General features: G+C 70.4%; 27 protein-coding genes and 1 tRNA gene. 10 read left to right on the top strand and 18 right to left on the bottom strand.

Going from position 1 to position 25,445, the window contains the following annotated elements; translation table 11 throughout:
- Positions 1-17 precede the first annotated feature (17 nt).
- A complete protein-coding gene (locus tag AB5J49_RS21720; RefSeq protein ID WP_369170289.1) occupies positions 18-1,424 on the bottom strand; it encodes an NAD(P)/FAD-dependent oxidoreductase in 1,407 nt (468 codons plus the stop codon).
- Positions 1,425-1,477: 53 nt separating this feature from the next.
- Between AB5J49_RS21720 and AB5J49_RS21725 the strand changes: the two genes are divergently transcribed.
- From AB5J49_RS21725 to AB5J49_RS21735, 3 genes are all read left to right on the top strand, one after another.
- The gene (locus AB5J49_RS21725; protein WP_369170290.1) at positions 1,478-2,365 is read left to right on the top strand and encodes an aminoglycoside phosphotransferase family protein; all 888 of its coding nucleotides are present in this window, start codon (positions 1,478-1,480) and stop codon (positions 2,363-2,365) included.
- Positions 2,366-2,374: 9 nt separating this feature from the next.
- Positions 2,375-2,869, top strand: coding sequence for an N-acetyltransferase family protein (locus tag AB5J49_RS21730; protein WP_369170291.1), 495 nt, complete (start codon positions 2,375-2,377; stop codon positions 2,867-2,869).
- 69 nt (positions 2,870-2,938) lie between these two features.
- Positions 2,939-4,063 (top strand): DUF4037 domain-containing protein, encoded by a 1,125-nt coding sequence (locus AB5J49_RS21735; RefSeq protein WP_369175213.1) that lies wholly within the window; start codon positions 2,939-2,941, stop codon positions 4,061-4,063.
- On the opposite strand, the gene AB5J49_RS21740 is transcribed toward AB5J49_RS21735, so the two are convergent.
- The 6 genes from AB5J49_RS21740 to AB5J49_RS21765 form a co-directional block, all read right to left on the bottom strand.
- Positions 4,049-5,293: a wax ester/triacylglycerol synthase domain-containing protein gene (locus tag AB5J49_RS21740; protein ID WP_369170292.1), complete on the bottom strand. Its 1,245-nt coding sequence runs from the start codon at positions 5,291-5,293 to the stop codon at positions 4,049-4,051. The genes AB5J49_RS21735 and AB5J49_RS21740 overlap by 15 nt on opposite strands.
- A gap of 49 nt (positions 5,294-5,342) precedes the next feature.
- Positions 5,343-6,551: a beta-ketoacyl synthase gene (locus AB5J49_RS21745; protein WP_369170293.1), complete on the bottom strand. Its 1,209-nt coding sequence runs from the start codon at positions 6,549-6,551 to the stop codon at positions 5,343-5,345.
- Positions 6,548-6,823 (bottom strand): acyl carrier protein, encoded by a 276-nt coding sequence (locus AB5J49_RS21750; protein WP_369170294.1) that lies wholly within the window; start codon positions 6,821-6,823, stop codon positions 6,548-6,550. Before AB5J49_RS21750 ends, AB5J49_RS21745 begins: the two co-directional genes overlap by 4 nt.
- Before the next feature lie 37 nt (positions 6,824-6,860).
- The gene (locus AB5J49_RS21755) at positions 6,861-8,120 is read right to left on the bottom strand and encodes a WS/DGAT domain-containing protein (protein ID WP_369170295.1); all 1,260 of its coding nucleotides are present in this window, start codon (positions 8,118-8,120) and stop codon (positions 6,861-6,863) included.
- 112 nt (positions 8,121-8,232) lie between these two features.
- Positions 8,233-8,511, bottom strand: a complete 279-nt coding sequence (locus tag AB5J49_RS21760) for a hypothetical protein (protein ID WP_369170296.1) — start codon at positions 8,509-8,511, stop codon at positions 8,233-8,235.
- A 76-nt stretch (positions 8,512-8,587) separates the two neighbouring features.
- Positions 8,588-9,454 carry a hypothetical protein gene (locus tag AB5J49_RS21765; RefSeq protein ID WP_369170297.1) on the bottom strand — a complete coding sequence of 289 codons (867 nt, stop codon included), beginning with the start codon at positions 9,452-9,454 and terminating at the stop codon, positions 8,588-8,590.
- Positions 9,455-9,925: 471 nt separating this feature from the next.
- Between AB5J49_RS21765 and AB5J49_RS21770 the strand changes: the two genes are divergently transcribed.
- From AB5J49_RS21770 to AB5J49_RS21780, 3 genes are all read left to right on the top strand, one after another.
- Positions 9,926-10,408, top strand: a complete 483-nt coding sequence (locus tag AB5J49_RS21770) for a hypothetical protein (RefSeq protein WP_369170298.1) — start codon at positions 9,926-9,928, stop codon at positions 10,406-10,408.
- 438 nt (positions 10,409-10,846) lie between these two features.
- Positions 10,847-11,140 carry a hypothetical protein gene (locus tag AB5J49_RS21775; protein ID WP_369170299.1) on the top strand — a complete coding sequence of 98 codons (294 nt, stop codon included), beginning with the start codon at positions 10,847-10,849 and terminating at the stop codon, positions 11,138-11,140.
- A gap of 258 nt (positions 11,141-11,398) precedes the next feature.
- Entirely contained in the window at positions 11,399-11,704 is a 306-nt protein-coding gene (locus AB5J49_RS21780; RefSeq protein ID WP_369170300.1) for a hypothetical protein, read from the top strand.
- A 132-nt stretch (positions 11,705-11,836) separates the two neighbouring features.
- Here AB5J49_RS21780 and AB5J49_RS21785 read toward each other — a convergent pair whose 3' ends face one another.
- The 5 genes from AB5J49_RS21785 to AB5J49_RS21805 all read right to left on the bottom strand — a co-directional run bounded on the left by AB5J49_RS21785 (position 11,837) and on the right by AB5J49_RS21805 (position 14,505).
- On the bottom strand, positions 11,837-12,184 hold the full coding sequence (locus AB5J49_RS21785; protein WP_369170301.1) for a hypothetical protein: 348 nt from the start codon (positions 12,182-12,184) through the stop codon (positions 11,837-11,839).
- Positions 12,185-12,525: 341 nt separating this feature from the next.
- Complete coding sequence (locus AB5J49_RS21790; RefSeq protein ID WP_369170302.1) at positions 12,526-12,849, bottom strand: hypothetical protein; 324 nt, start codon at positions 12,847-12,849, stop codon at positions 12,526-12,528.
- 341 nt (positions 12,850-13,190) lie between these two features.
- Entirely contained in the window at positions 13,191-13,559 is a 369-nt protein-coding gene (locus tag AB5J49_RS21795; RefSeq protein ID WP_369170303.1) for a hypothetical protein, read from the bottom strand.
- A 408-nt stretch (positions 13,560-13,967) separates the two neighbouring features.
- Positions 13,968-14,195, bottom strand: a complete 228-nt coding sequence (locus AB5J49_RS21800; protein ID WP_062714168.1) for a hypothetical protein — start codon at positions 14,193-14,195, stop codon at positions 13,968-13,970.
- Positions 14,196-14,427: 232 nt separating this feature from the next.
- A tRNA-Thr gene (locus AB5J49_RS21805) sits at positions 14,428-14,505 on the bottom strand.
- Positions 14,506-14,722: 217 nt separating this feature from the next.
- Between AB5J49_RS21805 and AB5J49_RS21810 the strand changes: the two genes are divergently transcribed.
- The 3 genes from AB5J49_RS21810 (at position 14,723) to AB5J49_RS21820 (ending at position 17,277) form a co-directional block, all read left to right on the top strand.
- Entirely contained in the window at positions 14,723-15,811 is a 1,089-nt protein-coding gene (locus tag AB5J49_RS21810) for an ABC transporter ATP-binding protein (protein ID WP_369170304.1), read from the top strand.
- A gap of 231 nt (positions 15,812-16,042) precedes the next feature.
- Complete coding sequence (locus AB5J49_RS21815; RefSeq protein ID WP_369170305.1) at positions 16,043-16,498, top strand: hypothetical protein; 456 nt, start codon at positions 16,043-16,045, stop codon at positions 16,496-16,498.
- A 47-nt stretch (positions 16,499-16,545) separates the two neighbouring features.
- Entirely contained in the window at positions 16,546-17,277 is a 732-nt protein-coding gene (locus tag AB5J49_RS21820) for an NDP-sugar synthase (RefSeq protein WP_369170306.1), read from the top strand.
- A 462-nt stretch (positions 17,278-17,739) separates the two neighbouring features.
- Here AB5J49_RS21820 and AB5J49_RS21825 read toward each other — a convergent pair whose 3' ends face one another.
- The 6 genes from AB5J49_RS21825 to AB5J49_RS21850 form a co-directional block, all read right to left on the bottom strand.
- Entirely contained in the window at positions 17,740-19,380 is a 1,641-nt protein-coding gene (locus AB5J49_RS21825; RefSeq protein WP_369175214.1) for a DoxX family membrane protein, read from the bottom strand.
- 134 nt (positions 19,381-19,514) lie between these two features.
- On the bottom strand, positions 19,515-20,456 hold the full coding sequence (gene rlmB / locus AB5J49_RS21830) for a 23S rRNA (guanosine(2251)-2'-O)-methyltransferase RlmB (RefSeq protein WP_369170307.1): 942 nt from the start codon (positions 20,454-20,456) through the stop codon (positions 19,515-19,517).
- 99 nt (positions 20,457-20,555) lie between these two features.
- Entirely contained in the window at positions 20,556-21,953 is a 1,398-nt protein-coding gene (cysS, locus tag AB5J49_RS21835; protein ID WP_369170308.1) for a cysteine--tRNA ligase, read from the bottom strand.
- 88 nt (positions 21,954-22,041) lie between these two features.
- Complete coding sequence (gene ispF, locus AB5J49_RS21840; RefSeq protein ID WP_369170309.1) at positions 22,042-22,557, bottom strand: 2-C-methyl-D-erythritol 2,4-cyclodiphosphate synthase; 516 nt, start codon at positions 22,555-22,557, stop codon at positions 22,042-22,044.
- Positions 22,547-23,335 carry a 2-C-methyl-D-erythritol 4-phosphate cytidylyltransferase gene (ispD, locus tag AB5J49_RS21845; protein WP_369170310.1) on the bottom strand — a complete coding sequence of 263 codons (789 nt, stop codon included), beginning with the start codon at positions 23,333-23,335 and terminating at the stop codon, positions 22,547-22,549. The genes ispF and ispD overlap by 11 nt, the downstream gene beginning before the upstream one ends.
- A gap of 286 nt (positions 23,336-23,621) precedes the next feature.
- Positions 23,622-24,104, bottom strand: coding sequence for a CarD family transcriptional regulator (locus AB5J49_RS21850; protein ID WP_003953493.1), 483 nt, complete (start codon positions 24,102-24,104; stop codon positions 23,622-23,624).
- Positions 24,105-24,718: 614 nt separating this feature from the next.
- Between AB5J49_RS21850 and AB5J49_RS21855 the strand changes: the two genes are divergently transcribed.
- Complete coding sequence (locus AB5J49_RS21855; protein WP_369170311.1) at positions 24,719-25,438, top strand: DUF461 domain-containing protein; 720 nt, start codon at positions 24,719-24,721, stop codon at positions 25,436-25,438.
- Positions 25,439-25,445 lie beyond the last annotated feature (7 nt).

The following is a 25,445-nucleotide window of genomic DNA, read 5'->3' on the forward strand; positions in this document are numbered from 1 at the left end:
GAGTTACCTGAGTTACCTCAGTGCCGCCCGGCCACCCGGTCGGCGATCCGCGCCGCCCGCGTGGACTCGGCGCTGTTGGTGAGCTGCTCCCGCCGGTCCGCCGCCCGGTACGCGGCGTACAGCCCGTGCACCCCGAGCCACCGCAGCGGCTCCGGCTCCCACTTGCGCACCTTGTGGCCGACCCACGGCAGATCGGTCAGCTCGGTGCGCCCGCCCTGGCCGGAGTCCTGCTGCACCAGGTCCCGCAGTGTCCGGGCCGCCAGGTTGGCGGTGGCGACGCCGGAGCCGACGTAACCGCCCGCCCAGCCGAGGCCCGTCGAGCGGTCCAGGGTGACCGTCGCGCACCAGTCGCGCGGCACGCCCAGCACGCCCGACCAGGCGTGTTCGATCCGGACCGGGGCCAGCTGCGGGAAGAAGCGCACGAGGATCTCGCGGAGCGCCTCGACCGTCGCGTCCTGTGTACGCCCGTCGTTGTCGGTGCGCGATCCGAAGCGGTACGGCACCCCGCGCCCGCCCAGCGCGATCCGTCCGTCGGCGGTGCGCTGCGCGTACATGTAGGCGTGCGCCATGTCGCCCAGCGTCTCGCCCCCGTCCCAGCCCACCGACTCCCACTGCTCCCGCGTCAGCGGCTCGGTGGCGATCATCGAGGAGTTCATGGGCAGCCAGGTCCGCTTCTGGCCCTTCAGCGCGGCCGTGAAGCCCTCGGTGCAGCGCAGCACGTACGGCGCGCGGACGGTGCCGTAGGGCGTGACGGCATGCTTGGGCCTGATCTCCGTCACCGGCGTCAGCTCGTGGATCGTCACACCGAGCGCCGCCACGGCCGCCGCGAGGCCCTTCACCAGCTTCACCGGGTGCACCCGCGCCCCGTGCGGTGTCCAGGTCGAACCGACCGCGTCCGCGACCTTCACGCGCTCGGCGGTCTCGCGGGCACCGAACAGCTCGCGGTCCTTCTCACCGTACGACAGCTCGTGCTCGTGGAAGGCCTTCAGTCGCGCCAACTGGGCGGGGGTGCGGGCGACTTCGAGGACACCTCCCTTGTGGAGGCCGGCGTCGAAGCCCTCCTCGGCGACGGCTCGGGCGACCTCGTCGACGGTGTCGTTCATGGCCCGTTGCAGCCGTACGGCGGCCTCGTGGCCGTGCAGCTTCGCGTACCGGTCGCGCCCCGCGATGCCGTTGTACAGCCAGCCGCCGTTGCGCCCCGAGGCGCCGTATCCGCAGAACTTCTGCTCCAGGACGGTGATCCGGAGGAAGGGGACCGCCTTCTTCAGGTAGTACGCGGTCCACAGTCCCGTGTACCCACCGCCCACGATCACCACGTCCGCGGAGGCGTCACCCACGAGCGGCTCCCGGACCTCGGGGAGGCCGTCGTCCGCGTACCAGAAGGAGATGCCGCCGTTCACGGCACCACTCACCGAGCTGCTCATGCGAGGACGTTAATTCGAGTGAGCCGATTCCCCCACCCCGATACGGTCACAAGGTGATCGACATTCCGCAGGAGCTCGCCGCATCACAGCAGAAGTACAACGGGGAGGCGGGCCGCGCCTTCATCGCCGGACTCCCGGACCTGACGGCGGACTTCCTCGGCCGCTGGGAGCTGACGGTCGACGGACGGCCCATGCACGGAGTCACCGCCCTGGTCCTGCCCGTCCTGCGGCCCGACGGCACCCCGGCCGTCCTGAAGCTGCAACTCCTCGACGAGGAGAGCGAGGGCGAGCCGGTCGCGCTGCGCGTGTGGGACGGCGACGGGGCGGTACGACTCCTCGACCACGACGAGCCCACCGGCACCATGCTCCTCGAACGCCTCGACTCGTCCCGCATGCTCGCGCACCACCCGGACCTCCACGAGTCCGTCCTGATCATCGCCCGCCTGCTGGCCCACCTCACGTCCGTCCCCGCCCCCGCCGGCCTGCGCCGCCTCGGCGACATCGCCCAGGACATGCTGGAGCGGACACCCCGGGCCCTGGAGCACATCCCGGACCCCCAGGCCCGCCGGATCGTCGCCGACTGCGCCGCCGCCGTACGGGAGGTCGCGGGCGAGCCCGGCGACCGCCTCCTGCACTGGGACCTGCACGACGAGAACGTCCTCGCCTGCGAACGCTCCCCCTGGCTCGCCATCGACCCCAAGCCCCTCGCCGGCGACCCCGGCTTCGAGCTGTGGCCCGCCCTCGACAACCGCTTCGACGCCGACGACGTCCGCTGGCGCTTCGACGCCATGACCGACGTACTCGGCCTGGACCGGGCACGCGCGCGTGCGTGGACGTACGGCCGGCTCCTGCAGAACTGCCTCTGGGACATCGAGGACGGCCGCCCGGTGGAGGAGCGCCAACTGGAAATCGCCAGGCGCCTGCGCGAGCCCCCCGGCTAACCTCACCTCATGATTCGCCCCGCCACCTCCGCCGACGTCCCCGCCCTGCACACCCTGATCCGCGAACTCGCCGAGTACGAGAAGGCCCCGCACGAGGCGAAGGCCACCCCGCAGCAGCTCCACGAGGCCCTCTTCGGCGACCAACCGGCCGCCTACGCGCACATCGCGGCCGACGACGCGAGCGGCGAGACCGTCGGCTGTGCGATCTGGTTCCTGAACTTCTCCACCTGGCGCGGCGTCCACGGCATCTACCTGGAGGACCTCTACGTCCGCCCCACCGCCCGGGGCGCCGGCCACGGCAAGGCCCTGCTCACCGAACTGGCCCGGCTGTGCGTGGAGCGCGGCTACGAGCGCCTGGAGTGGTCCGTGCTGAACTGGAACACCCCTTCCATCGCCTTCTACGAGGCTCTCGGCGCCCGCCCTCAGGACGAGTGGACGGTGTACCGCCTGACGGACGACGCGCTCGCGAAACTGGGCGCCGCACCGGAGCACGAGGCGCTGTGAACGTCCTGCGCATGACACGCCACCGAACGGGCACGGCTCCCTGGCATGAGCCCCACGCATATGCGCCGCATGAACTCCCCCGCACCTGAGCCCGACTTCATCCCCGGCCTGGAACTCTCCCGCCGCTTCTACACCGACGCCGTACGCCCGTTGCTGGAGGAGGCCGCCCCAGGAGTCCCCCACTCCGCCGCCCGCATAGGCAGCGGCTCCGAGGTCCTCGGCTACGACACCCCGCGCTCCGCCGACCACGAGTGGGGCCCGCGCCTGCAGGTCTTCCTCCACCGCCACGACGTGCCCCGCCACGCCGCCCGCATCAGACACATGCTCGCCGAGCACCTCCCGAAGACGTTCCTCGGCCACCCGACGAACTTCGCCCCGACCGGCGAGAGCCGCGACATCCGCGTCATGCGCCGCACCGACGGCCCCGTCCACCACCGCGTCGAAGTCACCGGCACCCCCATCTGGTTCACCGACACCCTCGGCTTCGACCCGGCGCAGGGCATCACCCCGGCCGACTGGCTGGCCACCCCCACCCAGCTGCTCGCCGAGGTCACCGCGGGCGCCGTCTTCCACGACGGCCTGCACACCCTCACCCCGTTACGCCGAGCGCTGCGCTGGTACCCCCACGACGTCTGGCTGTACGTCCTGGCCTGCCAGTGGCAGCGCATCGCGCAGGAGGAGGCCTTCGTGGGCCGCGCGGGCGAGGTCGGCGACGAACTGGGCTCCGCCGTCACCGCCGCCCGCCTGGTCCGCGACCTGATGCGGCTCTGCCTCCTGATGGACCGCCGCTACCCGCCGTACGGCAAGTGGCTCGGCAGCGCCTTCGCCCGCACCCGCGTCGGCCCTCGCCTGACCCCCGACCTCACGGCCACCCTCGCCGCCACCGACTGGCACACCCGCGAACGGCACCTCACCCACGCGTACGAGATCGTCGCGCACCTGCACAACGAGCTCGCCCTGACCGACCGCGTCGCCCCCACCACGCGCCCGTACCACTCCCGCCCCTTCCGGGTGCTGCGCGCCGACCGCTTCACCGAGGCCCTCACCGCCCGCATCACCGACCCGGTCCTGCGCGACCTGCCGCTCGTCGGCGCGGTGGACCAGTTCCTCGACAGCACCGACGTCCTGACCCGCCCCGAACTCACCAGGGCCGCCGGCCAGAGCATGCGAAGGCCCGGGTCAGAACGGGTCTGACGCCGCGACCGCTTTCAGCTCCCGCTCCACGGCCTCGCCGATCGCCCCGGCGTCACCCCCGCGCAGGTTGCTGACGACGGTGAGGGTGTAGGCGTCGGCGGTGTGCACGAGGCAGAGGTTCGCCGTGCCCGGCGGGGAGAGCTGCGGCAGGGGGACGATGCGCGACAGGGGACGGCCGTGCAAGTGGCTGGGGTTGTCCCGCCACTTGAAAGCGGTGCACAGGCTCGTGGTGAGTTCCGGGCGTGCCAGCCTCTTGGCCATCACCCCGGCCAGCCACGGCACGGTACGTGCGGCGGCCTGCAGCGCCGGGAGGATCGCGCGATGGGCGTCGCAGCGTCCGTCGAACGCCGCGACCTCCTCCTGGCACGCCTGCAGGCGCGCCACCGGGGAGGCGAGGTCGACGGGCAGCGCCATGCGCAGCGCGGTGACGCCGTTGCCGAGGTGATGGGCGTTGTGGCGGGTCCGCAGGTCCACCGGCACCGTGGCGTAGAAGGGGGTGGGTCCCTTCGGCCAGGACCGCAGGGGCCCGTGGCAGGCGCGCAGGGCACCGGCGTACGTGCTCAGCAGAAGCTCGTTGAGTGTCGATCCGCGCCCGCCCGCCGGCCGGCAGCGGGCCGTGCGCATGATCTGCGGGTCGAGCTCGACCACGGCCACCGACGGCCACGGTTCACCAGGGGGAGCCGACGGGAGGGGCTGGCCCGGGACCCCGATACGACGCAGTTCCCTGCACACCGTGGCGGGAGGGACGGCAGGGCGCTGCTGCCCCGCCGCGAGCGGGTGTGCCGCCCCCTGTCCGAGCGGCCCCGGCGCCACCGCGTCATCCATCAGCAGCCGGAACAGAGTCTCCAGGGACCTGCCGTCCAGCAGCGCGTGATGGGCGAACAGCACGATGGCCTGCCGCGTGACCAGCAGCCGCCACAGGGGCCGTTCGACCGGCAGCCGGTGACTGACACCGTCGGTGAGCAGGGATTCCAGCTCCTGGTCCGTGGCGGTGATGTGGGCGGCGGGATCGAACGGCCGGGCCGCCGACCACCGGTGGCCCGACAGCGCCGCCGGCCCGGCGGGGGGCTGGAGGACCAGGCTCATCCGAGCCAGCCCGCCCCACCGGTCACGTACCCGGGACCGCACCTGTGCCAGGTCGAACGGCCCTTGGGGAAACACCGCCGCGATGCCGATCGTCCCCGGCATTCCGTTGCGGAGGTGCCCTTCCTCGATGGCCGTCAGCCTCATGTTCCAGCCTCTCGTTCCCAAGTCCCCCCTGGGTGCCCGCCTCCCGTGATCAGGCGTGGGGCGAATCGAAGACGACACAGGCGTTGTGGCCCCCGAAGGCGAAGCTGTTGCTGATCACCGGCCCGTCCGGGATCTTGCGTGGCTCGGCGGTGACCACATCCAGTTCGCATCGCGGGTCCAGCCGCGTGAGATGAGCCGTCGGCGGCGCGAGCCCTTCATGCACGGACCACGCCGTGATCACGGCCTCCAGCGCTCCCGCGAGCCCCAACCCGTGCCCGGTCACAGCCTTGGGGGCGGTGACCGGCACCGCGCGCGGGCCGAACAGAGCAGTGATCGCCTGCGCTTCCGCGAGGTCGTTCAGCTCGGTGCCGGTGCCGTGCGCGTTGACATGGGTCACGGCGTCGGCCGTCGTACCGGCGTCGGCGAGCGCCTGCTCCATGCACGCCCGCGCACCGGCGCCGTCGGGATGCGGTGCCGTGAGGTGGTGGGCGTCGGAGGTACGGCCGTACCCGGTCAGCGTGGCGTAGATCCGGGCGCCCCGCGCGCGGGCGAGGTCCAGCCGTTCCAGCACCAGGAACGCCGCCCCCTCGGCGAGGACGAATCCCCGCCGCCCGACATCGAACGGCCGTGACGCGGCAGCGGGATCCTCGCACTCGGTGACCATCGCCCCGGCCCGCCCGAAGGCCAGCGCGGTCGTCGGGGTCAGCGGGCTGTCATGGCCTCCTGCCACCACCACGTCCGCACACCCGGCCCGGATCATCTGCATCGCCTCACCCACCGCATGCGTGCCGGAGGCACAGGCGGTGGAGACCGTCAGACTCGGGCCGGTGATACCGAGCCGGGCGCTGATCCAGTACGCCCCCGCGTTGTGCATCAGCCGAGGCGCGTACAGCACGTCGGGATGCCCGATGCCGTTCTCCTGACTGATCACCCCGCCGTACCCGGTGCCGGTGACCACCGCCCGCCGGCCGGCCGCGACATGGAGTCCGCCGGCGTCCTCGACGGCGTCCGCGGCCGCGCACACGGCCATCTGCACCGAACGGTCGGCCCGCCGTACCTCCTTGGGCGTCAGATAGCCGGCCGGATCGAAGTCGGACATCGCACACGCCGGGTACACGACGGTGCCCTCGTCGTCGAAGACATGCAGCGACGTCGCCGAACGGCACTCCGCCAGGCTCTCCCACAGCGCTGCCGGACTCGCCCCGGCGGCGCACCGCACTCCCAGGCCAGTGACGGCGACAGCGGGTCGGCGGGTCATCGGGCGAGGGGGCTGTGGCCGGCATGGGTGCGCAGCCTCACGATGAGGTCGGCCACATCACCCACGGTGGACACTCCGGCCTTGTCGGTCCCCTTCAGGGACACGCCGAACAACTCCTCCGACGCCACTTCCAGTTCGGTGATGTCCAGGCTGTCGGCTCCCAGGTCGGCCACCAGCCGGGCCTGCGGCACGACCGCCTCCGGCGGGACCGACATCACTCGCGCGCACAGCGGGCGCAGTGCTTCCCATACGTCGCCGTGTTCCACATCCATGCAACTGCCTCCATCTCCTGGTGCCGTCAGGGCTGACTCACACCGACGGCGTCGCCGTCCGGGCCCATGTCTCGAACTCCGTGACGACCGCGTCGGCGAGCCGTCTCGCGTCGTTCGGGCGCAGGTTGCACACCACGGTGAGCGTGAACGCGTCCCCCGCCTGTGCCAGGGCGAAGCTGACCGTGCCCGGGTGCTGCAAGGGCGGCAGCCCGACCGTGCGCACGAGCCGACGGTCCTGGAAGGTGCTCGATCCGCCGGGCCACTTCATGGCCGTGGTCGCGGTCGCCGCGAAGCAGGAGTGCCGGCCGCGGTCGGCCAGCAGCCCGGTCACCCACGGGCCCGTCCGGCGCACCGCCTCCGCCGCGGGGAACAGCACGGTGGCGTGTACCGCGGCCCGGTCGGGGACGGTGGCCATCGCGGCCTGACACGCCCGCAGCCGCGCCACGGGACCGTCCACGTCGACGGGCAACGGAACCCGAACGACCGTGAGCGTGTTCCCGAGCTCTCTCGGATTCGCCCGGGTGCGCAGATCACACGGTACGGCCGTGTACACGGGTTCATCCCGCTGCCGCCACCGCCGTACCGGACCGTACTGGGCCCGCAGCGCCCCGGCCACCGCACCCACGAGCAGCTCGTTCAACGTCGCACCCCGGCCGTCGGCCGGCTGCCGGCGCGCGGACCGGACGGTGTGCGCGGACAGTTCGCTCACCGCGACCGAGGGGTACGTCTGCTCCGCCGGCCGCATCGGAAGGGCCTGTCCCCCGGCCGCCATCACCCTGAGCTCCCTGCCCGCCGCCCGCAGCCCGGTACGCGCGAGCGGCACCGACCGGCCCGACTCCCTCGTCTCCACAGGGCTGTCCATCAACAGGCGCATCAACGTCGCCAGGGAGCGCCCGTCCAGCAGCACATGCTGGGCCACGAGCGCCAGCGCGAAGTCGCCGCCGTGCGCCGCGTCCGGGACCACGAAGAGCCGCCAGGGCGGCACCCGGCCGACGAGCGGCCGGTCCACGCTCTCCGCCCACAGGTCGTCCAACTTGTTGCGTGCCACGGTGACATGTACAGCCGGATCGAACGGCCCCGGTACGGCCCACCGAACCCGCCCCGGCCGCGCCGTCCCGCCGTCGCCAGGTGAACGGTCGAGCACACAGTTCATCCGCTCCAGACCCGTCCACCGCTCGGCGACGCGCGCCCGCACCCGATCCACATCGGGCTGCTCACCGGCGAAGACCGTCGCCAGTCCGATGACTCCCGGACACCCGTTGAGCAGCAACATCTCGTCGGCACAGGACAGTCTCATGCGATACGTCGCCATCCTCTTCCTTTGCTGTCCGCCGCCGACGAGCTCCGACCTCACAGTCCGACGCCCGCCCCGTGGTGGAGCGGGCGTCGGACCTAACGCTTCACACGGGCTACTTGACCGCGCTGTTGCAGCCCATGTCCGAACCGAGGTGGCTGGGCTGCGCACCCGGCGACCCTTCGCCGTTGAGCGCGTTGGCCACCGCGCCGTTGAGGACGCCGAGGCTGCCGAGGACGTCGATGTTCATGTCGTGCGAGCGGCACTCGATGCCCTGCGTGATGTCGAGGTCGTGGGCCCCACCCTCACCGTGCGCGAAGGCGGTGCCGACGCCGAGGGAACCGACACTGCCGAGGACGGCGCCCAGGAGGGCGACCTTGTGAAGCTTGTGCATTACTTCTCCGTTGGTCTAGCAGATGTGCTGTGCAGCAGATCGAGTTGGGACGGTGGACACGTACGGCAAAAGGCCCTCAGCCGAGTCGGGGCAGCCCCAACTGGCCCACGGGAGGTGCCGCGACCTGTCCGAGGCCGAGCCCGGGAACCTGCGGTGCGCTCGCCGGCGAGAGCAGCGGGTTGATGAGCGGGTTCACCTGGGGGTTGACCTGCGGGTTCACCTGCGGCGCGACACGCGGCGGGGGCTCCGGGTTGAAGACCTGAGGCGCGTTGACCTGCGGAGCGACCTGCGGCATGACCTGGGGCGCCGTCTGCGGGGTGACCTGCGGCACGACCTGCGACACCGGCGACTGCTGCGGGGCGGCCTGCTGCTGGGCGTGCGGCGCGCTGGAGGCCTGGGCGGCGCCACCCGATGCGGCCGAGGCGGAGGCATAGCCGCTCTGGTGCTGCGGGGCGGGCGCCGGAGCCGGGGCGGGCGCCGGAGCCGGAGCGGGCGCCGGAGCCGGAGCGGGCGCCGGAGCCGGAGCGGGCGCCGGAGCCGGAGCGGGCGCCGGGGCCTGGTACTGAGGTGCCTGCTGCGGGTGGGGCTGCGGAGCCGAGGCCTGCGCGGTACCCGTCGAACGAGCCTCGGCGACGGCCTGCTGAGGTGCCTGGTACTGGGGTGCGGGGGCCGCGTACTGGGGCGGCGCGTACTGGGGAGCGGGTGCCGGGGCGTACTGAGGTGGCGCGTACTGCGGCGCGGGCGCCGGGGCCGCGTACTGGGGCGGCGCGTAGTAGGGAGCGGGTGCCGGGGCGTACTGAGGCGCCGGGTACTCGGGAGCAGGCGCCGGGGCACCGTTGTACCCGGCGGGATAGTAGTCGGCGGCCTCGCTGACGCCGGCGCCGATGGCGGTCAGACCGCCGGCCGCCGCTACGACGAGCGCGGCCTTGTGAAGCTTGCGCATGGAACCCTCGGCCCTTCATTACCTGTGCAGGGAAATCCGTTGTATTTCAGTGCAATCTTGCGTGCGCTCAGTCTGATATTCGTACTGCGCCCTTACAGGGGTAATGCCTGAGCTGTCATGTGGACTTCACGCCGGAGCCGACAGCAGATCCAGTTGCCCTCTCTCCGATTCCTGATCGCTGCCCTCTCTCAGCTGGCAACGACATTTGACCGGCCAGGTCACGGGATCCAAAATCCCGTCACTCAATTGCCATCGATCCGATAACCGGTTATCCGGACTTGTCACCCCGTCAAGGAAAGCGAATGGGTGACCGCACCAAGGCTCACGTGACCGGACCCGCACTTATCTCGTTCCGCACAGGGCCAGAGCGATGGCCCATCGCAGCCGTAGGGCAGCAGAAAAGCGAAAGCTGCACCGACTCATAGCATTTCCATACGTTCCATGCACAGGTCAATGAAGGGCCGAGGTTCCATGCGCAAGCTTCACCAGGTCGCGCTCGTCGTCGCAGCAGCCAGTGGTCTGTCAGCCATCGGCGTCGGCCCCAGCGTCGCCGACGCTCCCGTCGGATACGGCGGCACCGCCCCGTATCCCGCGCCGCGGCAGGACGCCCAGGCCGCCACGTGGACCCGCTCGCAGACCAGCGTCCAGACTTCCAACGCGCCGACCCCGCACCGGGAGGCGGCGGCCCCCCAGCGGGGCGCCGAGGTCAGCCCGCAACTCAACCCCCAACTGAGCCCGCAGCTCAACCCGCAGATCTCTCCTCAGCCGGCCTCGCAGGAAGCCCCGCTGCACAACTCCAACCTCTTCCGCCCGTACCAGGAGTGCAGCCCGCAGTCCCTGCTCAACGCCGCCGTCCCGGTCGCCGTACTCGCCGCCGCCGAGAACCGTGGCATCGACTGCCACCAGGCCAACAGCCAGGCGAACGCCGTCTCCAGCGCCCGCTCCGTCAGCTAGAGCGCGCTTCGGAAGCAGATCGACGTCGTGCACTGATCACGTCGAGCGGTCCGAGAAGATCCGACGAAGGCTCAGCGGGCGGCGCCGGACGCACCGTTGCCCCGAGGGCAGCAAGTCCGGCCGTCCGCCTGAGTGCACCGAACGGCAGCCGATCAACGGGACGGTACGAAGACCCCGCACAGCGCGGCCGGCTCCCGCGCGAACCTCAACTGCCCGCGCAGCCGCGGCATCCACCGCCCGATCCCGAGACGTCATCGAGGATCGCCCCTCCCGGAAGAGGACGCGCTCGCGCGCGATGCGACTTCTGGGTGCTTCCACCACGAGAGCACGAACACCGGCGCGTCGTCGGGACATTTACGGATAGTTCCTATTAACTCCCGTAACTGTACGAAGTCGATCTCTCACGGATCGCACCCACCTCACTCCACCGGAGATGACATGCACAAGCTTCGTAAGGCTGCCGTCCTGGTCGTCGCCCTCGGCAGCGTCGGACTTCTGGGCGCCGGCACTGCCACCGCGCACGGCAACGACGGGCACGGCGGCAAGGGCGGGGACAAGTTCAGCGTCCTGCAGAGCTCCTCCTGCAAGTCCCACGACCTGAACCTCGACGTCCTCGGCCAGGTCGGCATCCTCAACGGCCTGCTGGGCAACGGCCTCAACGGCGAGGGCAACGCCGGTGGCCAGGACACCCACCTGGGCTCGAGCATGGGCTGCAACAACAGCGCCTTCTAAGAGCCTGACGGGCCGCACCGGCGGCCGATGACGGGAAACAGGTCCCGGTACCGAGCCTCAGGCACGGTACCGGGACCCCCTTTTTTTTATGTCGATATCCAACGCGCAGCCAGCATTTCCCGGCCATCGGCCAAGGCGGTGAGACTTTCCTGAATTCGGCGTGCCGCCGATTTCTTTGGATTACTTCCTATTAGCCTCCGTAACCGTACGAAGGCGATCTGAAATAGATCGCACCCACTCCACTCCACCGGAGAAGACATGCACAAGCTTCGCAAGGCTGCCGTCCTGGTCGCCGCCCTCGGGAGCGTCGGGCTCCTGACCGCCGGCGCCGCCCACGCCGACCAGGGCGGCTGGGGCTCGAAGAGCAACGGCAGGAGCGGCTCGAACTTCAGCATCCTGCAGAGCACGAGCTGCAAGTCGCACGACGCCAACGTCGACGTCCTCGGCCAGGTCGGCATCGCCAACGGCCTGGGCGGCAACCTGCTGAACGGCGAGGGCAACCCGGGCGCGCAGGAGACCTCCCTGGGCTCGTCGATGGGCTGCAACAACGCCGTCGGCAAGTGACGTAAGCCAGCTCCTCCCCCCGGTGCCCCGGCCGTACAGGCCGGGGCACCGGTCTTTTACCGGCGGACCGCCGCCCGGAAAGCCGAAATGCCGGACCGGGAGAACCCCGGTCCGGCATTCGCCGATCAACCCTCAGATCTTGATCTTGGGCAGCTTGTAACCCTTGGGCAGATGCGCCCTGTTGGAGCACTCCACAGTCGGCCCGGACTTCACGTCACCGCCGTTGAACAGGTTCCCGTCGGGATACACCAAGCGCGGCCGCTCGACGGTCTGGCAGTCCTGCTTCTGCTTGACGAGATACTTGCCCTTCTTGTCCTTGCGGACGATCTCGCTCTTCTTGATGCAGACGATGTCGCCCTGCTCGGAGATCGTGCAGTCACCCTTGGGATCATCGGCGTACGCCGGCGCGGCACCGCTGTAGAGCACGACGAGAGCGCCGAGGAGCCCAGAGACGGTTGCGATCCTCTGTCGACCGATCATGTGCTGCCTTCCTTTGCAAATCGAGGCCCGAACGCCTGTGCCGCCGATCGGCACGCGCTCGAGCCCGGGAGAAGATCGAAATACGATTGGGTGCAGCCCGGCCGCGCACCCTGATGGGTCTCATGCGCGTCCGGGCTGCTTTGCTAAAGGTGTTGTCCAGCACACCGTTGAACACGGTGCTCCGAGGGAAGTCGATGCGCCTGTCGCGACGTTGCGAGGCGATGTCCATGGGGCCGGCTGTGGAGCGAAACCCCGAGCCGATACCGAGCCACCCGCCTCACGGCCGTCACGACGACAACCGCGGTGCCCTGAAACTCGCGCATCGAACCCCCGGCATTTCCTTACTGAGCTGCGGTCGGAGCGGCGTACTCGCCGTAGCCGTACTCCGGAGCGGCGGTCTTGGGAGCGACCTCCGGAGCAGCCTGCGGAGCGGCCTGCGGAGCAGCCTCCGGCGCGGCAGCGGGCGCAGCCGCGGGGGCGGCGTACGCCTTGTCGTCGTGGGCACCGCCCCACGTGGCCACCGCGTTGGCCGTCGAGGTAGCGACCGCGGTCACGTTCTGACCGTCCCAGTCACCCTCGCCGGCGAAGGCGGCACCCGCACCGGCACCGAAGGACAGCCCTGCAACCGCCGCGGCTACGACCGCAACGCGCTGAAACCTGCGCATAGTTTGACCCTTTCTTCCCGGGCACGAGGCCCTGGTTGACTACTTAGTGTGAGCATATACATGCGAACCGTAGCAATTTGGGATCTTCGACCCTTCTCTGTGTCGTGTCGGCTCATGCCAAGGAACCCTTCCGTCCGCTTCGCCATGGACGTGAAAGGCACTGTTCTCCCTTGAAAGAAACGACAGTTCCCCGAGGGCGAGTCACGGGCAGCGCGGGGCGCTCACCCGTTTGCCGACGCCGCGCCCCCGGACGCGAAAGCGGCGGATGGCCGGACCAGGTCGCGCTGGTCCGGCCATCCGCCGCTTGAAGGCAGGAAAGTCGGGGGGTTCCGCCCAGGGGCTCAGATGGGCAATCCGAGCTGTGACAGGCGGGGTTCGACGTTGTTGTCGCTCTCGGGCGCCGGCGCTTCGGGCGCCTGCTGAGCACAGGTGATCTGGGGACCGAGCCGAACGCGCCCAGGGTTCAGCAGGCCGGCGGCGGGCAAGGTCAACGGCTCCGTCGGCTGGCAGGTCACCGACCGGCGCAGGGCGATGTCCTCGCCCTCCTTCGTCTCGCCCACGATCCGCTGGGTGCAGACGATGTTGCCCTGGGCGTCGGCGCCGCAGACGCCCGGCAGGGCTACGGCGTAAGCCTGGCTCGCGCCGATCCAGGTCATGGCGAGGCCGCCGAGGAGCCCCGAGACAGCCGCGATCTTCTTTCCGTTGAACATGTCCTGCGTCTCCTTTGTGAGGGGTGCCCCGGGTGCCGTGCACCGCGAACTGCCGCGATGGGGCCCGGGGATGTCGGAGAGACGGGCCCCGGCGTCCGACTCGTGCCGGGGACGCTCGGGGCCGCATTGCTTACGAAGTGAAGGACTGACCTGAAGTGAAGTGAAGGACCGACCTGCCGGAGGGCACTGGGGCCGCAGTCCGTGCCCGAGCCGAAGGCTTCAGGGCATCGAGGCTCAGGTCGTGCGCGCGCAACCACTCATCGACACACCGGAGTTCAGTGCCGTGGCGCACGCGTACGGGCCCGGGGAGCGGCCTTGCGCTCCGGGCAACCGCACATGAACGGGCCCCTTCGGGGGGTGACCCCGAAGGGGCCCGCGGAAGGCGTCGGCACGACTACGCCGCCGACCTCAACCAGTGAAGGCGTTGTTGAACTGACCGCAGGTGGTGTCGAAGGTCTCGGCGAGACCGAGCACGGCGATCGGAAGATCGCCCTCGGCCACCGTCTGCGGGCTGCACTCCTGGTAGGGGCGGTAGAGGTCGGTGCTCGCCTCGTAGGCGACACCGGTACCGGCACCGATGGCGGACAGGCTGCCGGCCGCCGCTGCAACGATCATGACCTGGTGAAGCTTGCGCATGGAACCCTCGGTTTTCATTACCTATACATAGAGGCTGATTGCCTACTGTGACTGCACGAACACTAGCAGTTACGAACCGGTTCCATGTCGGTGCATGTCCCGTGTCCGAGAGGGGAGATGGGTGCACGCGGCGCTGCCGAGGGTGACGGAGGCGACTCAAACCCGGCCTGGCGCAGGCTTACTTAGGAGCGAGCGTCGCGCTCCGGCTCTGCGGCGGGGTTGTCGATGTGGGTGGAGCCCCCTGTCGGATTCGAACCGACGACCTGCTGTTTACAAGACAGCCGCTCTGGACCAGCTGAGCTAAGGAGGCATGCACGCGCTGTCACGCACGCGCCCGTGCAGTGTACCCAGGATCCGAGTGGGCCCTGTCGAAAATTTCCGCGAAGTTCACATGCCTCCAGGTACTGACAGATCAGGCGGACGCCAGGTAGCGTCCAGAGCCAGTCCGCACATGTGGACTAAACCAACCACCTTCCTACAACGGATCGTCCGGCACGTTCCTGCCGGTAGAAGGGGGCCCATTCACCATGGCCACTGTCTCGTTCGACAAGGCGACCCGGATCTACCCGGGCACCGAGAAGCCCGCCGTAGACGGGCTCGACATCCACATCGAAGACGGGGAGTTCCTCGTCCTGGTCGGCCCGTCCGGCTGTGGCAAGTCCACCTCGCTCCGCATGCTGGCAGGGCTCGAGGACGTCAACGGCGGCGCCATCCGCATCGGTGACCGCGACGTCACGCACCTGCCGCCGAAGGACCGGGACATCGCCATGGTGTTCCAGAACTACGCGCTGTACCCGCACATGACCGTCGCCGACAACATGGGCTTCGCGCTCAAGATCGCCGGCGTGCCGAAGGCCGAGATCAAGCAGAAGGTCGAGGACGCGGCGAAGATCCTCGACCTCACCGACTACCTCGGCCGCAAGCCGAAGGCCCTCTCCGGTGGTCAGCGCCAGCGTGTCGCCATGGGTCGCGCCATCGTGCGTGAGCCGCAGGTCTTCCTCATGGACGAGCCGCTGTCCAACCTGGACGCCAAGCTCCGCGTGTCGACCCGTACGCAGATCGCGTCGCTGCAGCGCCGTCTCGGCATCACCACCGTCTACGTCACCCACGACCAGGTCGAGGCCATGACGATGGGCGACCGCGTGGCGGTCCTCAAGGACGGTCTGCTCCAGCAGATCGACACCCCGCGCAACATGTACGACCGCCCGGCCAACCTCTTCGTCGCCGGCTTCATCGGCTCCCCGGCCATGAACCTGGTCGAGGTCCCGATCACCGACGGCGGCGTGAAGTTCGGCAACTCCGTCGTCCCGGTCGACCGTGACGCGCTCGCCGCCGCCACCGACAAGACCGTGACCGTCGGTGTCCGTCCCGAGCACTTCGACGTGGCCGGCGCCGAGTCGGAGCAGGGCCTCGCGGTCACCGTGAACGTGGTCGAGGAACTGGGCGCCGACGCGTACGTCTACGGCACCGCCAAGGTCGGCGAGGACTCCAAGGACCTCGTCGTCCGCGTCAGCGGCCGTGACGTCCCGGAGAAGGGCAGCACGCTGCACATCGTCCCGCGCTCCGGCGAGACCCACGTGTTCTCGACCTCCACGGGTGCGCGCCTCTCCGACTGAGGAAGCGCCCGAGGGCAGGTACAGGCAGTACAACCCCGGGTAATTCACCCAGGTTGACGAAGAGGGCCCCGCAGACTGCTGCGGGGCCCTTCTCGTTGTCGACAAATACCCCGGCAGATCGGTCATTTCGAGCTCTGTGCGTCAACGCGCAGCCGAGAAGTGGCGTCCCTTCGTCCCCCAAACCGGTGACCGAATGTCGCCATGTCAGCACCGAACGCTACTCTCACTCGCGTGAAGCACTCCACCACCCAACAGACACGACGCGGCCACCGGGGCCCCGCCCGCCAGCTCGGCCGCACTCTCGCCCTTGTCCTGCCCGTCGTCCTGGTGCTCTCCGGGACCCTCGCGGTCACCCGGGTCAACTGGTCGGGGGACCCCTCGGACTCGGTGCTCACCGCGACCGACGTCTCGAGCGCGGACGCGAAGCACGCCACCCCGCGTGCCCCGCAGGACGTGCTGCGCGACCAGCTGCTGACCGAGCTGCAGGCGGAGAACCCGGGGGTCGCCCTCACCCACCTCCAGCAGGCCGTCGACGACCGCCCGTCCCTGGGCCGGCACTGCGCCTCGATCGCCCGCGCCCTCGGCCGCGCCGCGGTGCGCATGTACGGTCCGACGCGTGCGCAGTCGTACGCCCGGCCCGTCTGCGACACCGCCTTCGCTTCGGGGGTGGCGGCGGCGCACAGCTAGCCCTTGTCGGCGAATGCCGCGAGCGGGGCGCCGCGTACAGTTCGGTCATGACTGATCCGAACGCCGCGTCCCGCCCCGTTCAAGCCGTCATCCTGGCCGGTGGTCAGGGTTCTCGGCTGCGTCCTTACACCGACGACCGGCCCAAGCCGATGGTCGAGATCCCCGGTACGGGGACGCCGATCATCGGCCACCAGCTCGCCTGGCTCGCCGAAGAGGGCGTGACGGACGTGGTGGTCAGCTGTGGGCACCTCGCCGAGGTGCTGCAGGACTGGCTGAAGTCGGCCGATCTTCCGGTCCGTGTCACGACCGTCGTCGAGACGGAGCCGCTCGGACGAGGTGGCGGCCTGAAGTACGCGGCCCGGCATCTTCCGCACCCGGACAGGTCCTGGTACGCCACCAACGGCGACATCTGGACCCGCTTCTCGCTGCGCGACATGGCGGACTTCCACACCGAGCGCGACGCGGTCGCGACGCTGGCCCTCGCTCGGCCGCGTATCCCGTGGGGTGCCGTGAAGACGGACGGCTTCGGCCACATCACGGACTTCATCGAGGCCCCGCCGTCGACGTTCGAGATCAACGCGGGCGTCTACGTCTTCTCCCCCGAGTTCGCCTCCCTCCTCCCCGAACGCGGCGACCACGAACGCACCACGTTCCCCCACCTGGCCCGGGAACGCCGTCTGGCCGGCTTCCCGCTCCCCCAGGGGGCGTACTGGCGAGCCATCGACACGGCGAAGGACCTGACGGAGGCGGCGAAGGAACTGGCGGCCCTGGGGCGCTGAGTGGCGTCCTGCGGGGCTGGGTGGGGGTGCGCGTAGCGCCTGCGGTTCGGCGGGCGCGTCGAGGCTGCGCGCCGTTGCCACATGTCGCGCCCCGATTCCGCCCAGCCGCATCCAGCCGCGGTAGCGACCCGGCCGCGGTGCGCTCCTACGTCCGTCCCCGCCGCGCCGGCGCCGGGCCGCTGGGGCGGCACGGGTGGGCGCGGGCGGCACCCCGCCGGCGTTGGGCCGCGCGACCCGCTCCCGACCCAGCCGCAGCGCCGGGCAACCCGCAGAACGAACCGCGCCCGTGACTCGGCTCAGCCGACGCGGTCATCCCGCGCCGGGTAACCGTGCAACCGGCGGCCCTGCTCACGGGCGTAGCCGGGCGTATGCCGATGGGCCCCGGACGGGATCGTGTCCGGGGCCCATCGGCGTCGTAGCAGTCGGTGGGGCAGGTGTCGCGTAGGGCGCCCACCGGGGTGGCTATCCCAACAGGCCGCCTACCAGGCCCGGTTCGTCGGGTGAGGAGCCGCCCGTCGAGCCGCCGCTGGAGGAGGGGCCTCCGGAGGTGGGACCGGTGCTGGTGCTGGGGGCCTCGTCGGTCGGGGTGGACTGCTGAGGCGGGGCCTGGCCCGTGCCCTGCGTCTGGCTGGGCGTACCGGCGCCCGCGGTGCCCGTGTCGCTGGTGGCACCCGGCGTGGTCGCGGCGCCCGCGCTCGGACTCGCCGAGCCCGACGTGGCGCCCTGGGTGGGCGAGTTGGAGGCCGACGGCATCCTCTTGTGCCGATTGCCGGGCTCCTGCGGGAGAGGCGAGCCGGGCAGCTCGTTGCGAGGGGCCTCGCCGGGGCCGGGGACGACGACGCGGTCGGCGTCGCGGACCGCACCGCCGAGGACGGAGCCGAGGAGGAGGGTGAGGCCGGTGACGATCGCGGTGACGAGGGCGCCGCGGCGCAGGACGTAGCTGCGGAGCTCCCAGATGTCGGAGCGGGGGCCGAGGCGCCGCCAGGCCATGCCGGCGAGTCGGCCGTCGATGGAGTAGACGGGGGCGCCGGCGATGATCAACGGGGACCACGCGGCGAGGTAGATGATGTCGGGGGCGTCGTAGGCAGGGACGCTCTTCCAGCTGACGGTGACCAGCAGCGCGGCGGACAGCAGCGCGCCGACGACCGCGGCGACCCGCTGCCAGCACCCCAGGACCGTGAGGACACCCACGATGACCTGGAAGAAGGCGATGACCAGGCCGGAGCCGATCGGGTGCGCGAGTGCGAACTGGCGCAGGGGTTCGGCGACGTCCCACGGGTGCAGGGTGTTGAGCCACGTCACCATCGAGCCGCGCTTGCCGCCGTCGAAGTAGACGGGGTCGCACAGCTTGCCCATGCCGGCGTAGATGGAGATGAAGCCGAGGAAGACCCGGAGGGGGAGGAGGACGACGCCGAGGTTCATGCGGCGGCCCGGGTAGTAGGCGTGCCGCGCGGGGTCGTCGCCGCCGGGCCGCTTGAGCGACGCGCCGCTCCCGTCCGCCACCTCGGGTTCCTCGAACTCCTCGTCGTCGTAGGGGAGTTCCTCGTCGTACGCGCTCTCGACCGTGCGCATGTTCGACAGGAGCCGGGCCTCGACGGACTCGTGCGTGCGCTGCGCGCCGACGGTCGGTGTCTCGACGGTCTGCGTCAACTCGTCGTCGTAGCCGCCCTCGTAGCCCCGGTCATAGTCGCCGAACTCGACGCGCGGGATGACCTGGGTGCCCCCGGCGCCGGTGAGCGGCTCGTCGCCGTGGCGGACGCTGCCGTCCCGCACGGCCTGGAGCAGGCGGTGGGCGCCGGTGTCGTCGGGCGCGGATGTTCCGTTCCAGACGGCGACCCGGCGGCGGGCGCCGGTGGCTGCTCCCGCTCTGCCGACCGCGTTGGCGGCGGGGATACGGGTGGTGTCCTCGGTGGCGCTCAGGTGCCGTGCGATCCGTGGGGACTGGGCGCGCCGCGTCGACGCGCCCAACAACACGCGGAAACTCGCGTGATTGACGATGATCTGCGCCGGATCGCTCGGCACCTTCACCATGCTCAGCGCGGGAGCGTCGTCGTATCCCGACGAACGGTCCCCCGTGGGTGTGCGGGGTGTTCTGGTGTCCACACTCAACTAACCGAGTGACGTGTGGTTAGGACACTGCCTTGACCCGTCCGATCTGTCCGGACCCCGTCAAGGATGCGCAGGTCGCACCACTGTCACCAGAATTAACCCGCACGGGTGACGCCACGGATGTCTGTTCAGACGCGTCGGCGAGCCGCCTCGTAGAGGACGATGCCTGCCGCCACACCGGCGTTGAGGGACTCGGCGCCGCCCGGCATCGGGATGCGGACGCGGAAGTCGCACGTCTCGCCGACCAGGCGCGACAGGCCCTTGCCCTCGCTGCCGACCACGATGACGACCGGGCCCTGCAGGGCCGCCAGCTCACCGAGTTCGGTCTCGCCGTCGGCGGGGAGACCGACGACCACGATGCCCGCCTTCTTGTACGCCTCCAGGGCGCGGGTGAGGTTCGTGGCGCGGGCGACCGGAGTGCGGGCCGCCGCGCCTGCGGACGTCTTCCAGGCACCGGCGGTCATGCCGGCCGCGCGGCGCTCAGGTACGACGACGCCGTGGCCGCCGAAGGCGGAGACCGAGCGGACCACGGCACCGAGGTTGCGCGGGTCGGTCACGCCGTCGAGGGCGACGATGAGCGGGTCCTCGCCCCCGTCGTAGGCGGCGTTGGCGAGGTCCTCGGGGTGGGCGTACTCGTAGGGCGGGACCTGCAGGACCAGGCCCTGGTGGTTGAGGCCGTTGGTCATGCGGTCCAGCTCGGGGCGCGGGGCCTCCATGAGGTTGATGCCGCCGCGCTCGGCGGCGAGCTGGAGGGCCTCGCGGACGCGCTCGTCGTTGTCGATGAACTGCTGGACGTAGAGGGTGCTCGCGGGCACGCCCTCGCGCAGCGCCTCGACGACCGAGTTGCGGCCGACGACCAGCTCGGACGACGACTTGCCGCCGCGGCCGCGCGGCGCGGGACGGCGTGCGGCCTGCTTCGCCATGGCGTTCGCGATGCGGTTCTTCTTGTGCTTCTTGCGCATCTCGGCGGGCGGGGTCGGGCCCTTGCCCTCCAGACCCTTGCGCCGCTGGCCGCCACTGCCGACCTGCGCGCCCTTCTTGCCGGACATGCGGCGGTTGTTCGCGGCCATGACCTACCTGTCTGTCGTGAGGGGTTCGTACGTACGTCTATGCAGTGTGCCGCCCGGAGGCCCGGACGGCACAATCGATCTTCCCCGGCGGGGCCGACCTCAGCGCGGGCCGAGGCTCCAACGCGGGCCCTGCGGGCCGTCCTCGATGGCGAGGCCCGACTGGTTGAGCTGGTCGCGGATGGCGTCCGCGGTGGCCCAGTCCTTGCGGGAGCGGGCCGCCTCGCGCTGGTCGAGGACCATGCGGACCAGGGTGTCGACCACGCCGTGCAGGTCCTCGCCGCGGTCGGTCTCGCCGGCCCAGTGCGCATCGAGCGGGTCCAGGCCGAGGACGCCGAGCATGGCGCGCACCTCGGCGAGGCGGGCCACGGCTGCTTCCTTGTCGTCGGCGGCCAGTGCGCTGTTGCCCTGCCGGACGGTGGTGTGCACGATCGCGAGGGCCTGCGGGACGCCGAGGTCGTCGTCCATCGCCTCGGCGAACGCGAGCGGCACCTCGGCGGACGGCTCGACGACGCCCGCCTTCTCCACCACGCGCTGGACGAAGCCCTCGATGCGCGCGAACGCCGACTCGGCCTCGCGCAGGGACTCCGGGCTGTACTCGATCATCGAGCGGTAGTGCGGGGTGCCGAGGTAGTAGCGCAGGACGATCGGGCGCCACTGCTTGACCATCTCCGACACGAGCACGCTGTTGCCGAGCGACTTGGACATCTTCTCGCCGCTCATGGTGACCCAGGCGTTGTGCACCCAGTACTGGGCGAAGTCGTCGCCGTACGCCTTGGCCTGGGCGATCTCGTTCTCGTGGTGCGGGAAGATCAGGTCGAGGCCGCCGCCGTGGATGTCGAAGGCGGAGCCCAGGTACTTGTGGGCCATGGCCGAGCACTCCAGGTGCCAGCCCGGGCGGCCCCGTCCCCACGGCGTCTCCCAGTCGGGCTCGCCGGGCTTGGCGGCCTTCCACATCGCGAAGTCGCGCGGGTCCCGCTTGCCGGTGATGCCCTCCTCCGAGGGCTGCCGCATCTCGTCGAGGTCCTGGCGGGACAGCTCCAGATAGGAGGGCCAGGACCGGACGTCGAAGTAGACGCTGCCGTCCGCCTCGTAGGCGTGTCCGCGCTCGATGAGACCGCGCATCATCTCGACCATCTCGGTGACATGGCCGGTGGCGCGGGGCTCGTACGTCGGCGGGAGGCAGCCGAGGGCGGTGTAGCCGTCGGTGAAGGCACGCTCGTTCTCGTAGCCGATGGACCACCAAGGGCGGTTCTGGTCGACGGACTTGGCGATGATCTTGTCGTCGATGTCCGTGACGTTCCTGATGAACGTCACCTCATAGCCGCGGTAGGCGAACCAGCGGCGCATGATGTCGAAGTTGAGCCCGGAGCGGATGTGCCCGATGTGCGGTGCGGCCTGCACGGTGGCGCCACAGAGGTAGATCGAGACACAGCCCGGCGTGAGCGGGGTGAAGTCACGGATCTGCCGGGCACTGGTGTCGTACAGGCGAATAGTCACGAGTCCAGGGTAGTGGGCGGGAGCGAGTGCCTTGCGACCTTCCCACTCAAGGGGACGTATTCGTGACATCCCCCGTGCTCAAGGCCGTTCAGCCGGCCCGCACCACCAACGCCGTCGCCACCGCCATCAAGCCCTCGCCGCGGCCCGGGAAGCCCAGTCCGTCCGTGGTCGCGCCGGACACCGACACCGGTGCTCCGGCCGCCTCCGAGAGGATCTTCTGCGCCTCGTCGCGGCGCTTGCCGATCTTGGGGCGAGGGCCGACGACCTGGACCGCGACGTTGCCGATCCGAAAGCCCGCCTCGCGCACGATCCGCGCCGCCTCCGTCAGGAGTGCGACCCCCGAGGCCCCGGACCACTCGGGCCGCCCGGTGCCGAAGTGCTGACCCAGGTCGCCGAGGCCGGCCGCCGAGAACAGCGCGTTGCACGCGGCGTGCGCGACGACGTCCGCGTCGGAGTGCCCGGCGAGGCCCGGCCCTTCGCCCTCCCACTTCAGGCCCGCGCACCACAGCTCGCGGCCCTCCTCGAAGGCGTGGATGTCGGTGCCGATGCCCACCTGCGGCAGGGGCATCCCCGCACCGCCCGTCTCCGGTGCCTCAGAAGCCATCGTTCAGCCTCCGGCGCGCCAGGACCGCCTCCGCCAGGACCAGGTCCAGCGGGCGCGTCACCTTGAACGCCTCCTCGTGGCCGGGTACGACCACGACCGTCTCGCCCAGCTGCTCGACCATGCTCGCGTCGTCGGTGACGTTGTCGGTGACCGTCTCGTGGGCGCGGACCAGCGTCGCGCGGTCGAAGCCCTGGGGGGTCTGCACGGCCCGCAGCCGAGCCCGTTCGGGCGTCGCGACCACCGGCTCCGGCTCCCCCGCGGCCGCCGCGGGCTCGACCTCCTTCACCGTGTCCGCGAGGGGCAGCGCCGGAACGACCGCCCGGGCGCCTTCTCGTACGGCCTCGATGACGGCGTCGACCGTGTCGACCGGGACGAGGGGCCGGGCGGCGTCGTGCACCAGCACGATGTCGTACGCGGCGGGCAGCGCGTCCAGCCCCAGCTTCACGGACTCCTGGCGGCTCTCGCCGCCAGGGACGACGAGGAAGTCGGTGCGCTCGGGCAGCGCGTGCGCGTCGAGCAGCGACTTCACCTCGCCGGCGCCGTCGGGCGGGGCCACGACGACGACCAGGGAGACGGCGCGGGACGCGGCCAGCGCGCGGACCGCGTGGATCAGCATGGGCGTCCCGTTCAGCGCGCGAAGCGCTTTGGGGGCGCCCGGACCCAGGCGTACGCCCCGGCCGGCGGCGGGGATCACGGCAGCGATGGGGGTCCCCCCGCTCGAGCGAAGCCGAGAGTGGGGGAGGACTTCCGCGGGCGAGGGACGCGAATCGTCAGACATCGGTTCCTGTCAGGTTTGTGTGCTCGGCCTACGTGGGTATGGCCTCAGCGTGCCGGGCGCGACGCCTTGACCGGACCCTTCCGTGACACCGGTCGAGCCAGCAGCCCGGGCCCGGCACGCCAAGTATCGGGGGCTCCCCCTCCGGGGGTGAACTCGCGTACGGCGTCCGAGGACATGGCGTCCGGGTACGAACATGCCGCAGCGCCCGGCGACGAGAAATACGTCATCGGGCACCGCGGCACTTTTTCAAAACAACACTGTGCTGAACTGAGGCGGATGAACCGCGTCAGGACGCGAGAACCTCGTCGAGCAGGGCCTCGGCCTTGTCCTCGTTGGTGTTCTCCGCGAGAGCGAGTTCGCTCACCAGGATCTGGCGGGCCTTGGCGAGCATGCGCTTCTCACCAGCGGAGAGTCCACGCTCGCGCTCACGACGCCACAGGTCACGCACGACTTCCGCGACCTTGATGACATCGCCGGAGGCGAGCTTCTCCAGATTTGCCTTGTAACGACGCGACCAGTTCGTGGGCTCCTCGGCGTACGGCGCGCGCAGCACCTCGAAGACCCGGTCCAGCCCGTCCTGACCGACCACATCACGCACGCCGACGAACTCCGCATTGTCCGCTGGCACACGTACCGTCAGGTCACCCTGGGCGACCTTCAGCACCAAGTAGGTCTTGTCCACGCCTTTGATCTGGCGAGTTTCGATGGCCTCGATCAGCGCGGCCCCGTGATGGGGATAGACCACGGTGTCGCCAACCTTGAACGTCATGTGACAGGTACCCCTTCCGTGGCTATCCAGGGTAACACGGAAACTGCGGGTTCTGAATGGCGTTTTCGCAGGTCAGGGCATATCTCGGGGCTTGACAACTCCAACAGGAACGTGCTGCGCGGGCCGACCGGAAGAAGGTATTCGCAGGTCGGAGCGGCTCTGCGGGTGAGGTGAAACGCGCACGTTACGCGCATCCGGAGGCACGTCCGAGTGGCCGAACGTCCGCATATGTCCGCTTCCAAGTGTGCGACTTCCGCTACTCCGTTCGACGTCCGGAGTCGGGTACCAGTCGAATCCGGAATTGATCACGGCCAGGTCGACAGCAGGTTCGGTGATCAATTTCGGGAGGGTCGCGCATTCCTTCACGGAAATTTTGCGCGAGGGCTTGCAAGGGACTTATGTGAATGGCGGACAGGGCGCGCGGGCAATGTGACGCCAGGGGCACTTGTGGGTGAAGTGACGGGTGGTGGAAGAGGTACTTCGACGGCACATGGCCGCTCAGGGGAGGGTCGGGTGCGCCCGCGCGGGAACGGCTCGGTAACCTAAGGCCGCTGACAGACACTTAGGGCGGCTTTACTCGCCCGCCCCGTTCGAGTCAAGGAGTTGCCGCCGCCGTGAGCAGCAGCCTTCGACGCGGCGCCCTCGCCGCGGCCGCCATCGCGTTCTCCATCACGTCGCTCGGTGCGTGCGCCGCCGGCAACGACAGTCAGACGCTGGAGATCAAGCCGGACAACGCGGCCACCTCCGTCGGCGACATCAAGATCCAGAACGCCATCGTCATCACCCAGCCCGACCTGGAGTCGACCGGTCCGGCCGCGATCTCCGCGACCCTGTTCAACTCCGGCCGCACCGCCCAGAAGCTGGACGCGATCAAGGTGGACGGCACCGACAAGAGCGCCGAGCTCAAGCCCGCCAAGGGGGGCAGCCTGACCATCCCGGCCGGCGGCTCGCTGATCCTCGGCGGCAAGGACAACGCCTCCGCCGTGCTGCCCAGCAGCCGCGAGGCCATCCAGGACGGCAACGCCCAGAAGATCACCTTCACCTTCAGCAAGACCGGTGACGTGAGCCTGCGCGCGTTCGTCGTCCCGGCCGAGCACTACTTCGAGAGCTGGGGGCCGACCGAGGTCCCGGCGGTGCCGGACAAGACGTCCTCCCCGACCGCCTCGCCGACCGGATCCCCGGCCGAGGGCACCCCGGCCGCCCCGGCCGACGATGCCTCCGCGAGCGCGACGTCGACGGACGCCGCCGCGGCCGGTACCGGCGCCGGGGCCGGTGCCGGTGCCGGTGCGGCGACGCCGTCCGACAGCGCCTCGCAGACGACGGCCGGTCACTGAGCGGTCG

The organism is Streptomyces sp. R28 (assembly GCF_041052385.1).
GTDB lineage: Bacteria > Actinomycetota > Actinomycetes > Streptomycetales > Streptomycetaceae > Streptomyces.